Below are 14,019 nucleotides of genomic sequence, written 5' to 3'. Positions count from 1 at the left end.
CCAACCCGAGGCCTACGGCCGGGCCCGTACCCGTCCCGCCGCCCGGGACCGGCGTGTCAGCAGCACCTTGCGTGTCACCAGGGCGAACCGCTCCGCGAGCGGATGCGCGCCCTGCACCGGACGGATCAGTGACAGGGGAATGCTCGGCGCCTCCCGCAGGGGGACGAACGCCACGGCGGGGTGGAGGTTGCGCCGCAGGACGAGGTCGGGCATCACGCTGACGCCCCGGCCCGCCGCCACGGACTCCAGGCACTCGTCGAAGTTGTGGCAGCGCACGGTGCCCGCGGGCGGGGCGTCCGCCGACCAGTCCGCGTCCTGTATCGCACCGCTCATCGAGTTGACGACCAGGGGATGGTCGGCGAGTTCCGCCCAGCTCACCCAGGAGCGGCCGTCCAGCGGATGGCCCTGCGGAACGGCCGCGGCGCACTCCTCCGCACCGAGGGCGGTGACCTTCATGCGATCGGCCGGCGGACGGCCGCGCAGCAGCGCGACATCCACGGCGGCTTGGTCGACGCCCGCCCACCGGTCGTCCCGGCGGCGCAGTTCCACTTGGGCGCCGGTCTCCTTCTCGAACCGGCGGATGGCTTCCTGCACCCAGCCGTCCGGGAGCAGCCAGGCGAACCCCAGCCGCAGGACCGGGCGTTCCGGTTCCGGGAAGAGTGCCTGGCTGAGGTGCGGCAGGAGTTCCCGAAGCCGGTCACGTAGCCGCGCTCCGTCCGGGCTCAGCGACACCTGCCGGGTCGTACGGAGGAAGAGCGGGACGCCGAGCTGTTCCTCCAGGCGCCGGACGGAGCGGGTGAGCGTCGGCTGATTGCTGCCCAACTGGTCCGCCGCGGACGTAAAGCTCAAGGTGTCCGCGACGGCGAGAAACGCCTGGAGATGCTTGAAGTTGAGATCCCACATGCCTGTCCCCGGCTCCGGCATCCGCTGTCCCGTTGCTTGTGCCGACATGATCATCACTCACCGCACGGCTCGGCCGGTTGCCTCCCGGACGAGGACGGCCCTGGAGGTGACGTCGGCGGAGAAACGGGTCGTGTCGCCCTGTGCGGCTGTGATGAGGGTCCGCTGCTCCTCCCGGTTCTCCTCCGTGGACGCGGCGATGATCGTGCAGGGCGCGTCGAGTTCGACGTAGCGGTGGAAGGCGCAGTCGAGAGCGGAGACGTCGGCGCCGCCCACCGCCTGGTGGACGGCCTCCAGGAGGATCATCCCGGGGACGTGGTCGACGGGGTGGTCGAAGTAGACGGGATGGGTGGTGTCGACCCTGAGCTGCCGGCTGTCGTCATCCGCCGGGGCGAGCACCAGGTCCTGCGGACGGGCCCGGCCGGCCAGGGCGTGCGGGTCCGGGGCCGGCACGGGCACGGCCCGGGCCATGGCGGCCCCGGTCTCCGCGTACCCGCCGCGCAGGCGCCGGTAGACGGCGGCGGACTGCACGGTGAACCGGGTCTCGGCGGTGGCCACGGGCACGTCCCCCCAGCGCACCTGCGCGCGCAGGGAGAGGGCGGCCGGACGGGTGCCGCGGTAGGAGATGTCGAAGCAGTGGACGTCCATCGTCACGTCCGGGCCGCGGTCCACGCCCGCGTAGGCCGCGTCGTCCACGCGATAGCCGAAGTGTTCCCAGATGAGCTGGTGTCCGCGCGGCACGTCGTAGGCGGCGTGGCAGAGCAGCGGGAACGTCTGGCGAACGATCTCGCAGAGCAGCAGCGGATCGAACGCACGCCCCACGCGGTAGAAGGCGTGCGCGCCCGGACGGCGCGCCCGTATGTGGAAGCCGTCGGGGCCCGTGCGTCGCCAATGGGTGAGGTAGACCTCTTCGGCGTGGCGCTTGTGCACGTGCCAGGGAGCGACCGGCGTCAGATCGGTCGCGCCCCCCGACGTGGTTCGACGGTGGTCGATCCCGTTGCATGAGGACATGTGTTTCCTCCCCCTTGATGTGCCGCCAGGTCGTGGGTGTAACCCGACGAGGTGGTTGATGCATCTGTAACATAGAGATCGTTCTGTATGTAAGTCGAAACAGGAGGATGAGAGGCAAATGACATGTCGACGACGGGTAGGCAAATGAACCAGCGGGCGCTTCGGACCCGGGCGGCGATCATCCGCGCGGCGGCCGAGGTGTTCGACGAGTCCGGCTACCGTGGCGCCGGCATCAACCGCATCCTGGCCAGGGCGAAGGTCACGTCCGGAGCGATGTACTTCCACTTCGCGTCGAAGGAGGAACTGGCCCGTGCCGTCATGCTGGAGCAGGCGAGCGACCTGAAACTGCCCGAGGATCCCCAGGGGCTCCAGCAACTGGTGGACATCACGTTCGCGCTCGCGAGGGAACTCCAGCACAACACGCTGCTGCGGGCGGGCGTGCGCCTGGCCGTGGACCCGGGGGGACCGGCGCTCCAGGACGATTCGGCGTACGGCTGGTGGGCGGATCGCTTCCGGGGCGAGCTGGTGGTGGCGCGGCACGAGGGGGAGTTGCGGCCGGACACGGACGAGTCCGAGTTCGCCGAGGTGCTCGTGTCCGCGTTCACCGGGACCCAGCTGAAGTCCCAGATCTCCGCAGGCTGGGCCGATCTCCCGGACCGCATCGCCTCTCTGTGGCGCTATCTGCTGCCCGGTATCGCCTCCCCCGAGGCCTTGCCGGGGATCCTGGTCGAGAGCGAGCGGGGCCTGCGATGGAGGTGAGGACTGTGACACCGCGACAGGTGGTACTCACGGGCGCCACCGGCTTCATCGGGTCCCGGGTCGCGGCCCTGCTGCTGCGCGATCCCGGTGCGTGGCGCGTCCGGGTCGTGGCCCGTAGGGCGCCCGAGGCGCTGATCGCGGCGGGCGCCGAGTGGTGCGAGGCCGACCTGGCCGCGCCGGACACCCTGCGGGGCGTGTGCGAGGGCGCCGACGCGCTGCTCCATCTGGCGGCGCGCGTCGGCGGTGACCCGGACCAGTGCGCCGCGGTGAACGAGCACGGCACGACACGGCTCATGGCCGAGGCGGCGCGGGGCGGCGTGAGGCGCGTGACGCAGTTGTCGACGGCCGCGGTCTACGGCCGCGGACCGCATCGAGGGCCGGATGTCGGTGAGGTGGAACCGGCCCCGGTCTCCGCTGCCAGCGCGACCCGCCTCGCCGGTGAACGGGCCGCACTGGCCGCCGGTGCGGTGGTGCTGCGCCCGGGGCTCGTCCTCGGTGCCGGGGACCGGTGGGTGGTGCCCGCGCTGGCCGAGTTGCGCCGCCAGGTCCCCGCGCGCTGGGACGCGGGCACCGCGCGGCTGTCCCTGGTCGCCGTGGAGGACCTGGCCCGGCTGATCACCGCCACTCTGGACACTCCCGGGCTGACGGGGCCGTCCGTCCACCATGCCAGTCACCCGCGGCCGGTGCGCTCGGGCGACCTGCTGGACGCTCTCACCGGCCACGGAGTGCTGCCCGAAGTCCCCGGCCGGGACTGGAGTTGGTCCCGGTGCCTGGAGGAACTCGCCGCGGCGAACACCTGGGTGAGCCCGCGTCAGTTCGAGCTCCTGGCTCAGGACAACTGGTTCCGCAGCGAGCGGGTGTGGCGCCTGGCCGGCGTTTCGTGCGGTCCGGATCCGCTGGAGCGCGTGGCGGCCTGGGCGCCGTGGTACCGGGAGCACTGCCGATCGGACACGACCCTGTAGCGGTACGGGAACGCCGGATCGAGCCCGTTCGGCAGGCCCGCGTACGCGGGCTTCGCGGCCCGGCGCATCCTGGGCCAGGGCATCTGCGCCACGGTGACCGTCGTCGCCGAGCCCCGGGGCCACAGGCACCCTCCGCAACCGGCGACGGCCACCACCGGGCGACGGCCACCCACGGGCGACGGCCACCCCCGGCACGACAGACCCGGCAACGCGACACGCGCCGGACTCCTCGCCCCGCCCCTACGGCGAGCGCTGGGCCCACCCGTACTGGTCCAACCCATCTGCCACCAACTCGGCATTGGACAAGGCCCGTTCCCCGTCCGGCAGGACCAGCGTGTCCTCCAGGCCTACGGCGACGGCCACCCACGGGCGACGGCCACCCCCGGCACGACAGACCCGGCAACGCGACACGCGCCGGACTCCTCGCCCCGCCCCTACGGCGAGCGCTGGGCCCACCCGTACTGGTCCAACCCATCTGCCACCAACTCGGCATTGGACAAGGCCCGTTCCCCGTCCGGCAGGACCAGCGTGTCCTCCAGGCCTACGCGGGTCGCGAGGCCAAGGCGCCCGGCCAACCGCAGCACCGGCCAGGCGCCGCCGTCCTGGCCGTGCAGCAGGAGAGGCCGGCCGTGTGCGGAACCCAGGTCGGCCAGAAGTGCCCGCGCGGTGTCCTCGGCCGTGTCCGGTGCGGGGTCCGTCACCTCCGCGAGCACCCGCAGCACCTTCGGGCCCAGCGGCGAGTCGGCGAACCGGGCCGCCCCGTCCGTCCCGGACCAGATGCCGGCCTCCACGTCCACCCCGAGGTCGATCAGGGCGGCGGCCATCTGCTCGGCGCCCGGCTCGTGCCAGTTGACCGAGGCGTGGTCCGGGAGCACGGTCCAACCCCGTACGCGCGCCATCCGGGCCGCCGGATCGAGGTCAGGTTCCGCCCACGCGCCCGTGGTCACTCCGACCGGCACCGACACCCGCGCACGTATCGCCTCGACCGTCGCCGCGATCACACGCGGCGACAAAGTGTCCTGGCCGCAAGGCGTCTTGGGGTGGACATGAACGTCCGTGGCCCCCGCCGCGACGGCCTCGGCCGCGGAGTCGGCCATCGCCTGCGGCGTGAGCGGCACCATCGCGCCGTCGGCGGCCCCTCGGGGCCCGTTGAGACACACCTGCACCATGCCTCGATGGTGCCAGCCACCACTGACAACGGCCCGTGGCGGAGAACGAACGACGGCCTGCGGCGGAGAACGGACAACGGCCCGCGGCCGGGTACGAACAACGGCCCGCGGCCGGGAACGAACCCGCGGCCAGGACCCAACAAGGGCCCGCGGTCAAATAGGGGGTGCGGCATCCCCGACGCACCCCCGCCGTTCGCCGTTCCCTAGGCTGACACGAGCAACCGTCCGCGCCTGGCGTCCGCCAGCGCCTCGGGCGTGAGCACGGGACGCGGTACGAGAATTCCGCAGTCCGTGCAGACCGGACCCGTCGAGGGTTCGTGGTCCAGTTCGTACTTCCAGAGGAGTCGCTCCCCGCCGCACACCGGGCAGACCGAGCCCGGTTCGCGCTCCAGCGCGGAGATCAGGCGGCGCAGTACCTCCGCCAGCGGCTCATGGGGATGGACCCGGGGGTCGTCGCACCAGGCGACGCCGAAACCGCCCCAGGTCAGCCGGTGCCAGTCGTCCACACTGCCCGGACTGCGCAACCCGTCGTGCTTCTCCTTCTTGCGGCGCTCGGCGAACTCGACCTCATAGGCCAGCCAGACCGAACGCGCCTCCTCCAACTCCTCCAGTGCGGCCACGAGCCGCGCTGGGTCGGGGGAGCGGTCCTCCGGGCCGAACCCGGCCCGGGAGCACAAATGGTCCCAGGTCGCCCTGTGCCCGTAAGGAGCGAACCGCTCCAGGCACTTGCGCAGCGAATAGCGCCGTAGTGCCAGATCGCACCGCGGATCGCGCACCTGTCTCGCCAGACTCCGGAAACCGGCCATCGCCCTGCACCTCCGTCACACCTGCACCTGTACTTCGGTCACTTCGGCGTCGTCGTACGGACTTCGCGCGACGTTGCCGAATAGACGTATCGACAAGCGATTCGGCTCCATCCGATTTCCGATGGCCCCCATAAGCCGGCTGAGCCGGCCGCATCGACGCGGTGCCGACCCGGCACCGACTTCAAAAAGTGACGCATGTTCATCTTCAATCTCGGGGATACCGGCGGTAACGTCCGGCACACCCCCGTCGGTAGGAGCTGCCATGCCACGGCGCACCCCACGCACCGCTCTCAGAGTGAGAACTCCCGGCAGAATCCCCGGGTTCCTGAAGACCGCTTCCGTATGCGTCCTGATTGCCGGATTTTTGTCCCCGTTGACCCAGGCGGCGGCAGCCGAGGAGGCCACCCCCAAGGCGACGGCGGCGGCGAACGACTACTGCGGCGGCCAGTGTTCCGACATCCTGCCGCCCGGCCAGAACGGCAACGCCACCCTCGCCCAGATCCTCCTCAACCAGGCCTTCGGCACCCAGCCCGCGCACGCGGAGGACCAGCTCGGGCCCTACGCCAACCTGGCCAAGGGCTACCCCACGCTGACCAACGCCACGGTCAACACCTTCTTCAACGACGCGTCTTTCGGGGTCCCCGCCGATCAAGTCGCCTCCACCGTCAAGCCCGCCGGTCGTGGCGACGTGACGATCGTCCGCGACAAGAAGACGGGTGTGCCGCACATCACCGGTACCACCAGATACGGCACGGAGTTCGGCGCCGGGTATGCGGCGGCTGAGGACCGGCTGTGGCTGATGGACGTCTTCCGTCACGTGGGACGCGGCCAGCTGACCTCCTTCGCGGGCGGCGACCCGTCCAACCAGGGCCTCGAGCAGCAGTTCTGGCGCCACGCCCCGTACACCGAGGCCGATCTCCAGGCCCAGATCGACAACGCCGTCGCCACGAACGGGGAGCGCGGCCGGCAGGCCCTCGCCGACGCCAAGGCCTACCTCGACGGCATCAACGCCTACATCGACGCCTCCGACAGTGGCCGCTCCTTCCCCGGCGAGTACGTCCTCACCGGCCACAAGGACTCGATCACCAACGCCGGCACCATCCAGCACTTCAAGATCACCGACCTGGTCGCGCTGGGCTCCGTCATCGGCGCGCTCTTCGGCTCCGGGGGCGGCGGCGAGGTCAACAACGCGCTCTCGCTGCTCGCCGCGCAGGAGAAGTACGGCGTCGAAGAGGGCACGAAGGTCTGGGAGTCCTTCCGCGAGCGCAACGACCCCGAGGCGGTCGTCACCGTCCACGACAAGAGCTTCCCCTACGCCTCCAGGCCCGACGATCCGCAGGGCGAGGCACTGCCCGACGCGGGCTCGGTGGAGGAGGAGCAGCTGGTCCACGACCGTACGGGCGGCGCGGCCGGCTCAAGTGCGAGCAAGGCGTCCACGTCCGCGGCCAGGACGGCCATGACGTCGGCCAAGCGCGGCATGTCCAACGCCCTCGTGGTGAGCGGCGAGCACACCGCCAGCGGCCACCCGGTCGCCGTCTTCGGCCCGCAGACCGGCTACTTCGCGCCCCAGCTGCTCCTGCTCCAGGAGATCCAGGGCCCGGGCATCAGCGCCCGCGGCGCCTCCTTCGCCGGCCTGAGCATGTACGTCGAACTAGGCCGTGGCCAGGACTACTCGTGGAGCGCCACGACCTCCGGCCAGGACATCATCGACACGTACGCCGTCGAACTGTGCCAGGACGACTACCACTACCTGTACCGCGGCACCTGCACCCCCATGGAGAAGATCGAGCAGAAGAACGCCTGGAAGCCGACCGTCGCCGACGACACCGCCGCCGGCTCCTACACGATGCGGGTGTGGCGCACCAAGTACGGCCCCGTCGAGTACCGCGCGACCGTCGGCGGCAAGAAGGTCGCCTACACCACCCTGCGCTCCTCCTACATGCACGAGGCCGACTCGATCATCGGCTTCCAGATGCTGAACGACCCGGACTACGTGAAGGGCCCGGAGAGCTTCCAGAAGGCGGTGCAGCACATCAACTACACCTTCAACTGGTTCTACGCCGACTCCGAGCACACCGCCTACTACAACAGTGGCGACAACCCGGTGCGGGCGAGCGGCGTCGACGCCGAGTTCCCGGTGTGGGCACGGCCGGCGTACGAGTGGCGGAACTGGGCCCCGGCCACGAACACGGCGGACTACACGCCGGCGTCGGCCCACCCCAACTCCATCGACCAGGACTACTACATCTCCTGGAACAACAAGCAGGCCAAGGACTACACCACCGCTCCCTGGGGCAACGGCTCGGTCCACCGCGGCAATCTCCTCGAGGACCGGGTGAAGAAGCTGGTCGCCGCGGGCGGGGTCACCCGGGCCTCGCTGGTGAAGGCCATGGCCGACGCGGGGCTCGCCGACCTGCGGGCCGGGGACGTACTGCCGGATCTGCTGAAGGTCGTCAACAGCTCCCCGGTCACGGACTCCACGGCCGCGGCGGCGGTGAGCAAGCTGCAGACGTGGCTGTCGGCGGGCGGCAAGCGCACGGAGACGTCGGCCGGTTCGAAGAAGTACGCCGACGCCGACGCGATCCGCATCCTGGACGCCTGGTGGCCGCTGCTGGTGAAGGCCGAGTTCGAACCGGGACTCGGCAGCGACCTGTACACGGCCATGACCGACAACCTCCCCGTCGACGAGTCCCCCTCGGCCGCGCACGGCCCGACGGGCTCGCACGCCGGAAGCTCCTTCCAGTACGGCTGGTGGAGCTATGTCGACAAGGACATCCGGGCGGTGCTCGGGGAGTCGGTGCAGGGGCCGCTCGCGCGGAAGTACTGCGGCGGCGGCAGCCTCAGCGCCTGCCGGGACGTCCTGATCAGCACCCTGAAGGAGGCGGCCGGCAAGACCGCGGCCCAGGTCTACCCGGGTGACGCCCTGTGCTCGGCGGGCGACCAGTGGTGCGCCGACTCGATCTTCCAGCGGACGCTCGGCGGCATCAAGCACGGCCACATCAGCTGGCAGAACCGCCCGACGTACCAGCAGGTGGTGGAGTTCACCTCGCACCGGTGAGGCACCAGGCCCTGTCGGCGGCGGGTCAGCGGATGCGGCCCGCCGCCACCACCAGGTGCGCCAGCTCCCGGTGCACGATGTCGCAGTGCGCCCCGGACGGCGGCCCGCCCCGCCGGACCACCTGAGCGGCGTCGACGTTCACGCACCCCGACGCGGGCAGCTTCGCCCTCAGCGCGTCGGCGAGCTCGAAGGACTTCGTGCCCGGCACCGCCTGCACACCGTCGAACCCCATCGCCCCCCACTTGACCCCGAGGACACGTCCGACGGCCAGGTCGGCGGTGGCCCCTCGCGCGTCCCCCGCCATGCGCGAGGCCAGCGGATACATGGTGCCGAGGGCCGAATCATGGCGGGAGTAACAGCACACCAGGGGACCGTCGATGCGGTTGTGCTGGCCCTGCAACACCCCTCCCGCGCGCGTGTCGTGCGGCAGCCGCGCCGCGAACGCGTAGTGCGAGAAGGCCCCTTGGAGCAGCGTCACCGACTTCACCGTGCGCACCCCCTTCGGCAGCCCGCGCAGCGCGAACGCCACCAGCCGTGCGCCGAAGCTGTGCCCGACGAGGTGCACCCGCACCTGCGGCGCCGCCGCGGCCAGTTGCCCGACCGCTGGGCCGAGCCCGCGTTCACCGACCGTCCCCGCCCGCCGCTTCATGGCGTAGTACGTCGCCTGCCGCAGCAGCTCGTGCGCCCCGTCCCACGGATTGGGCAGCGAGAACCGTGCCGCCCCACCCGGGGACTCGAGCTCCGCCAGCGCCCGCGCGAACTCCTCGCAGACCTCCGCCGCGGACCCCGTCACCATCATGGGCTCGCTCTGCGGCACGCCCTCCGCCAGCGTGTCCGCCGCGAACAGCGCCTGCGGCCCCGGCGGCAGCACGTCCACCAGCAACCGCACCAGACGCCCGAACTCGTCCAACTCGGCCGCCTCGCGCGGCTGCTGGTCCAGCAGTTGCGCGATCTGGTCGATCACGGTCGCCCGCCCGGGAAAGGTCTCCAGCAGCGCGTGCCGGGTGTCCTTGTCGAGGGCCGGCAGTGGCGGGATCCCGGCGGCCACGGCTCGCGGAAAGTCCGGGATCGGCTCGTCCGAGAACCGCATGGAAGGCCACACCACGCCGACGTACCCGATCCTGGCCGCCGGTGCGAGCTCCGGGAACGGCGCGAGGAAGCTGCTGTACAGCCGGGTCGCGCCCGAGCGGTCGCTGTTCCAGCCGTGCGCGAAGACGACCAGGTCACGGATGCCGTGCTCCACGACTCCGGCGAGCAGCCGGTCCCGCTTCCGGCCGTCCGCGTCCCCGTCCGCGTCGAAGGTGAGCTCCCAGTACGGAGTCACGCTCATTGCCGGATCCGCCATGACAAGCCCCTTCGTCCCCCGGAGTGGTGCGATGTGCGCGCATCGTCCTGCTACGGGGCCGAGTTGGCCATACGTCGTGACTCATCCGGGTGATGCTCCGTTCACCCGTTCACCCGTTCACCCGTTCATGTGTTCACCGCTTCACCGCTTCACCGCTTCACCGCTTCACCGGTAGAGGAGGTACTCCCGCCGCACCCGCCGGAACGCCGCGAGCTCCTCGCCCCAGCCCGCCACCACCTCGGCGGTGTCCGCTCCCGCGTCGATCATCGTGCGCACCCGCGCGGACCCGGTGAGCTTGTCGATCCAGTTGTCCGGGCGCCAAGTGAAGCCGCTCCACACCTTCTTGGCGGTCACCAGCAGCGCGATTCCGGTGCGGACGGGGTCGTAGGCGTCCCGGTCGTGCACATGGATCTGCACGCCCCCGATCGTCCTGCCCTGGAACTTGGAGAAGGTCGGCGCGAAATACGCCTCCCTGAAGTACGCGCCGGGCAGCTCGAGTTCGTTCACCGCGGCGGCCCACCGCCCGTCGATCCCCTCCGCGCCCAGCAGCTCGAACGGCCGGGTCGTCCCGCGCCCCTCCGACAGGTTCGTCCCCTCGAAGAGGCACGTCCCCGAGTAGACGAGAGCCGTGTCGGGTGTCGGCATGTTCGGGCTCGGCGGCACCCAGGGCAGCCCGGAGGCGTCGTACCACTCGGACCGCTTCCACCCGGTCATCAGTACGGTGTCCAGCTCCACCGGCGCGGCCAGGAACTCCCCGTTGAACAGCCGCGCCAGCTCCGCGACGGTCATCCCGTGCGCCTGCGAGACCGGCTGCCGCCCGACGAACGTCGCGAACTCCTTGTGCAGCACCGGCCCCAGGGCCGCCCGCCCGGTCACCGGATTCGGCCGGTCCAGGACCACGAACCGCTTGCCCGCGAGCCGCGCGGCCTCCATGCAGTCGTAGAGCGTCCAGATGTACGTGTAGAAACGGGCCCCCACGTCCTGGATGTCGAAGACGACGGTGTCCACGCCGGACGCGGTGAAGATGTCGGCGAGCGGCTGCCCGCTCTTCAGGTACGTGTCGTAGACGGGCAGGCCGGTCGCCGGGTCGTCGTAGCGGCCCTCGGAGCCACCGGCCTGCGCGGTGCCGCGGAAGCCGTGCTCGGGGCCGAAGACGGCGGTCAGGTCCACACGGTCGTCGGCGTGCATGACGTCGACGATGTGGTGGACGTCGCGGGTGACGCCGGTGGGGTTGGTGACGATGCCGATTCGCGGGCCGCGGAGAGGGGCGTAGGCGTTCGCGGCCAGGTTCTCGAAGCCGGTTCGCATCCGGCGGGGGGCCGCGGACGCGGGGGGCGCTGCGGGCAGGGTTGCGGCTGCCGCGGCTGCTGTGAGCAAGGTTCGTCTTCGTAGACGCATGGGTGACCTCCGTGGGAACGGTATGCGCTCCCACGCGGCCTCGCACCCCTGCGTCGTCCACCCTTCCGTCGCTACATACCGACCGCTTAGTCTGGCGCCGAGGAGCCGCAGTCGAAGGAGACCGATGGTGGAAGCCGTTCAGGGTGCTGGTGTGGTCGTCACGGGGGCCGGGGGCGGCATCGGAGCCGCACTGGCCCGTCGCTTCGCCGGCGAAGGCGCTCGCGTCGTCGTCAACGACCTCGATGCCGGGCGGGCGCGAGCCGTCGCCGAGGAGATCGGCGGCATCGCCGTCCCCGGCGACGCCTCCGCGATCGTCGCCGAGGCCCGCGAGGCGCTCGGTGGCACCGTCGATGTCTACTGTGCCAACGCCGGCGTCGCCTTCGAGGGCGGGGACACCGCCGCGCCGCTCGACGAGAAGGTCTGGGCGGCCTCCTGGGACGTCAACGTCATGGCCCACGTGCGCGCGGCCCACGAACTGCTCCCGGGCTGGCTGGAGCGCGGCAGCGGCCGCTTCGTGTCCACCGTCTCGGCCGCCGGGCTGCTCACGATGATCGGCGCGGCGCCCTACGGCGTCACCAAGCACGGCGCCTACGCCTTCGCCGAGTGGCTGTCGCTGACGTACCGGCACCGCGGTCTGAAGGTGCACGCGATCTGTCCGCAGGGCGTGCGCACCGACATGCTGGCGGCCACCGGCAGCGCGGGCGACCTGGTGCTCCAGCCGACCGCCATCGAGCCGGACGACGTGGCGGACGCCCTCTTCAGGGGCATCGAGGAGGACCGCTTCCTGATCCTGCCGCACCCCGAGGTCGCCGGGTTCTACCAGGCCAGGGCCACCGACCCCGATCGCTGGCTGACGAACATGAACCACATCCAGCAGAAGTGGGAGACGACCCGGTGACCGACTCCCGTTACGCCGCCAAGCCCTGGCTGGCCCTGCTCGACGATGCCCAGCGCGCCCCGATCGACCCCGCCGACTCCCTCGTGCACGCCCTGCGCCGGGCCGTCGCCGAGACCCCGGACCGCACCTTCCTCGCCTACTTCGACGGCCGCCTGACCTACCGCGAGGTCGACGAGCTGAGCGACTCCGTCGCCGGTCACCTCGCCGCCCGTGGACTGGAGCGCGGCGACCGGGTGGCGGTCCTGCTGCAGAACTCCCCGCACTTCGTGCTCGCCGTGCTCGGCGCCTGGAAGGCGGGGGCGACCGTCGTGCCGGTCAACCCCATGTACAAGTCGGGGGAGGTCGGCCACGTCCTGCGGGACGGCGAGGTGGCCGCGCTGATCTGCTCCGACCGCGCCTGGGAGTCGTATCTGCGCGACACGGCCGCCGACTCTCCGGTGCGGATCGTGCTCACCGGCTGCGAGTTGGATTTCCAGACTCGTGACGACGCGCGCGTGCTGACCTTCGAGCGGCTCCCGCATGCCGAGGACGCCGACGACCTGGCGACCGTGGCCCGCGCGGGTCACAAGGCGCCGGAGGGCAGTGACGCAGGCCCGCACGACATCGCGCTGATCAGCTACACCTCGGGCACCAGCGGCGCCCCCAAGGGCGCCACCAACACGCACGGCAACATCATGCACAACGCCGAGCGGCAGCGGACCGGGCTGGCCCTGCCCGAGGCGCCCGTCTACTTCGCGATGGCGCCGCTGTTCCACATCACCGGCATGGTCTGCCAGCTCGGCGCCTGCCTGAACAGCGCGGGCACGCTGGTCCTGGCGTACCGCTTCGAGGCGGGCGTGGTGCTGGACGCGTTCGCCGAGCACCGGCCCCACTACACGGTCGGCCCGTCGACCGCCTTCATTGCGCTGGCCGCCCACCCGTCCGTCACGCCGGACCACTTCTCGTCCTTCGCCAACATCTCCTCGGGCGGCGCGCCGCTGCCGCCCGCCCTGGTGGAGAAGTTCCGGGCCGGCTTCGGGCCGTACATCCGCAACGGCTACGGGCTGACCGAGTGCACCGCCCCCTGCGCCTCCGTGCCGCCCGGCCTGGAAGCACCCGTCGACCCGGCCTCCGGGACGCTGGCGGTGGGCGTGCCCGGCCCCGACACGGTCGTCCGGATCCTCGACGACCAGGGCCGGGAGGTGCCCTTCGGCGAGCAGGGAGAGATCGTCGTACGAGGGCCGCAGGTCGTCCCCGGCTACTGGCGGCGCCCGGAGGCCACCGCCGAGACCTTCCCCGACGGGGAACTGCGTACCGGCGACGTCGGCTTCATGGATCCCCAGGGCTGGCTGTACGTCGTCGACCGCAAGAAGGACATGATCAACGCGTCCGGCTTCAAGGTGTGGCCGCGCGAGGTCGAGGACGTGCTGTACACGCACCCGGCGGTGCGCGAGGCGGCCGTCGTCGGCGTGCCCGACGGGTACCGCGGCGAGACCGTCAAGGCCTACATCAGCCTGCGTCCGGGTGCCGAGACGGACCCCGATACGCTCGCCGCGTACTGCAAGGACAGACTGGCCGCTTACAAATCCCCGCGCCAGGTGGAGGTCCTGCCCGACTTGCCGAAGACGGCGAGTGGGAAGATCCTCCGTCGGGAACTGCGTTCCCGCACGCATGACGACAAGCGGCAACAGCAGTAGCAACAGAAAAGCAACAGAAGAAGGACTCGGAAGGCAG

13 protein-coding genes are annotated in these 14,019 nt (G+C 71.2%); 5 read left to right on the top strand and 8 right to left on the bottom strand.

Features of this window, described 5'->3' with window-relative positions:
• Positions 1 to 12: 12 nt before the first annotated feature.
• A complete protein-coding gene (locus Q4V64_RS10445; RefSeq protein WP_172629457.1) occupies positions 13 to 951 on the bottom strand; it encodes a LysR family transcriptional regulator in 939 nt (312 codons plus the stop codon).
• 9 nt (positions 952 to 960) lie between these two features.
• The gene (locus Q4V64_RS10440) at positions 961 to 1,911 is read right to left on the bottom strand and encodes a ScbA/BarX family gamma-butyrolactone biosynthesis protein (protein WP_124443452.1); all 951 of its coding nucleotides are present in this window, start codon (positions 1,909 to 1,911) and stop codon (positions 961 to 963) included.
• A gap of 144 nt (positions 1,912 to 2,055) precedes the next feature.
• Between Q4V64_RS10440 and Q4V64_RS10435 the strand changes: the two genes are divergently transcribed.
• Together Q4V64_RS10435 and Q4V64_RS10430 are read left to right on the top strand one after the other, a co-directional pair.
• Entirely contained in the window at positions 2,056 to 2,670 is a 615-nt protein-coding gene (locus Q4V64_RS10435; protein ID WP_124443453.1) for a ScbR family autoregulator-binding transcription factor, read from the top strand.
• A 5-nt stretch (positions 2,671 to 2,675) separates the two neighbouring features.
• The gene (locus Q4V64_RS10430; protein ID WP_124443454.1) at positions 2,676 to 3,632 is read left to right on the top strand and encodes an NAD-dependent epimerase/dehydratase family protein; all 957 of its coding nucleotides are present in this window, start codon (positions 2,676 to 2,678) and stop codon (positions 3,630 to 3,632) included.
• Positions 3,633 to 3,872: 240 nt separating this feature from the next.
• Here the strand turns inward: Q4V64_RS10430 and Q4V64_RS10425 are convergent, their stop codons facing one another.
• The 4 genes from Q4V64_RS10425 to Q4V64_RS10410 all read right to left on the bottom strand — a co-directional run bounded on the left by Q4V64_RS10425 (position 3,873) and on the right by Q4V64_RS10410 (position 5,847).
• Entirely contained in the window at positions 3,873 to 3,995 is a 123-nt protein-coding gene (locus Q4V64_RS10425) for a hypothetical protein (RefSeq protein WP_303709788.1), read from the bottom strand.
• 71 nt (positions 3,996 to 4,066) lie between these two features.
• Entirely contained in the window at positions 4,067 to 4,801 is a 735-nt protein-coding gene (locus tag Q4V64_RS10420) for a 3-keto-5-aminohexanoate cleavage protein (RefSeq protein ID WP_172629458.1), read from the bottom strand.
• A gap of 203 nt (positions 4,802 to 5,004) precedes the next feature.
• Entirely contained in the window at positions 5,005 to 5,607 is a 603-nt protein-coding gene (locus Q4V64_RS10415) for a hypothetical protein (RefSeq protein ID WP_124443455.1), read from the bottom strand.
• Positions 5,608 to 5,622: 15 nt separating this feature from the next.
• The gene (locus Q4V64_RS10410; RefSeq protein WP_124443456.1) at positions 5,623 to 5,847 is read right to left on the bottom strand and encodes a hypothetical protein; all 225 of its coding nucleotides are present in this window, start codon (positions 5,845 to 5,847) and stop codon (positions 5,623 to 5,625) included.
• Between the two features lie 22 nt (positions 5,848 to 5,869).
• Here Q4V64_RS10410 and Q4V64_RS10405 point away from each other — a divergent pair, with 22 nt between their 5' ends.
• On the top strand, positions 5,870 to 8,665 hold the full coding sequence (locus Q4V64_RS10405) for a penicillin acylase family protein (RefSeq protein ID WP_124443457.1): 2,796 nt from the start codon (positions 5,870 to 5,872) through the stop codon (positions 8,663 to 8,665).
• Positions 8,666 to 8,690: 25 nt separating this feature from the next.
• Here the strand turns inward: Q4V64_RS10405 and Q4V64_RS10400 are convergent, their stop codons facing one another.
• Positions 8,691 to 10,010, bottom strand: a complete 1,320-nt coding sequence (locus Q4V64_RS10400) for a serine-threonine protein kinase (RefSeq protein ID WP_124443458.1) — start codon at positions 10,008 to 10,010, stop codon at positions 8,691 to 8,693.
• Positions 10,011 to 10,175: 165 nt separating this feature from the next.
• Complete coding sequence (locus tag Q4V64_RS10395) at positions 10,176 to 11,408, bottom strand: DUF1343 domain-containing protein (protein ID WP_124443459.1); 1,233 nt, start codon at positions 11,406 to 11,408, stop codon at positions 10,176 to 10,178.
• 124 nt (positions 11,409 to 11,532) lie between these two features.
• Here Q4V64_RS10395 and Q4V64_RS10390 point away from each other — a divergent pair, with 124 nt between their 5' ends.
• A complete protein-coding gene (locus tag Q4V64_RS10390; protein WP_124443460.1) occupies positions 11,533 to 12,306 on the top strand; it encodes an SDR family oxidoreductase in 774 nt (257 codons plus the stop codon).
• On the top strand, positions 12,303 to 13,982 hold the full coding sequence (locus Q4V64_RS10385; RefSeq protein ID WP_124443461.1) for an AMP-binding protein: 1,680 nt from the start codon (positions 12,303 to 12,305) through the stop codon (positions 13,980 to 13,982). The genes Q4V64_RS10390 and Q4V64_RS10385 overlap by 4 nt, the downstream gene beginning before the upstream one ends.
• Positions 13,983 to 14,019: the final 37 nt, after the last annotated feature.

The sequence above is a fragment of the Streptomyces sp. NL15-2K genome (genome assembly GCF_030551255.1).
Lineage (GTDB): Bacteria > Actinomycetota > Actinomycetes > Streptomycetales > Streptomycetaceae > Streptomyces.
The sequence above is the reverse complement of the archived record's forward strand: the minus strand, read 5'-3'. Positions and strand labels throughout refer to the sequence as shown.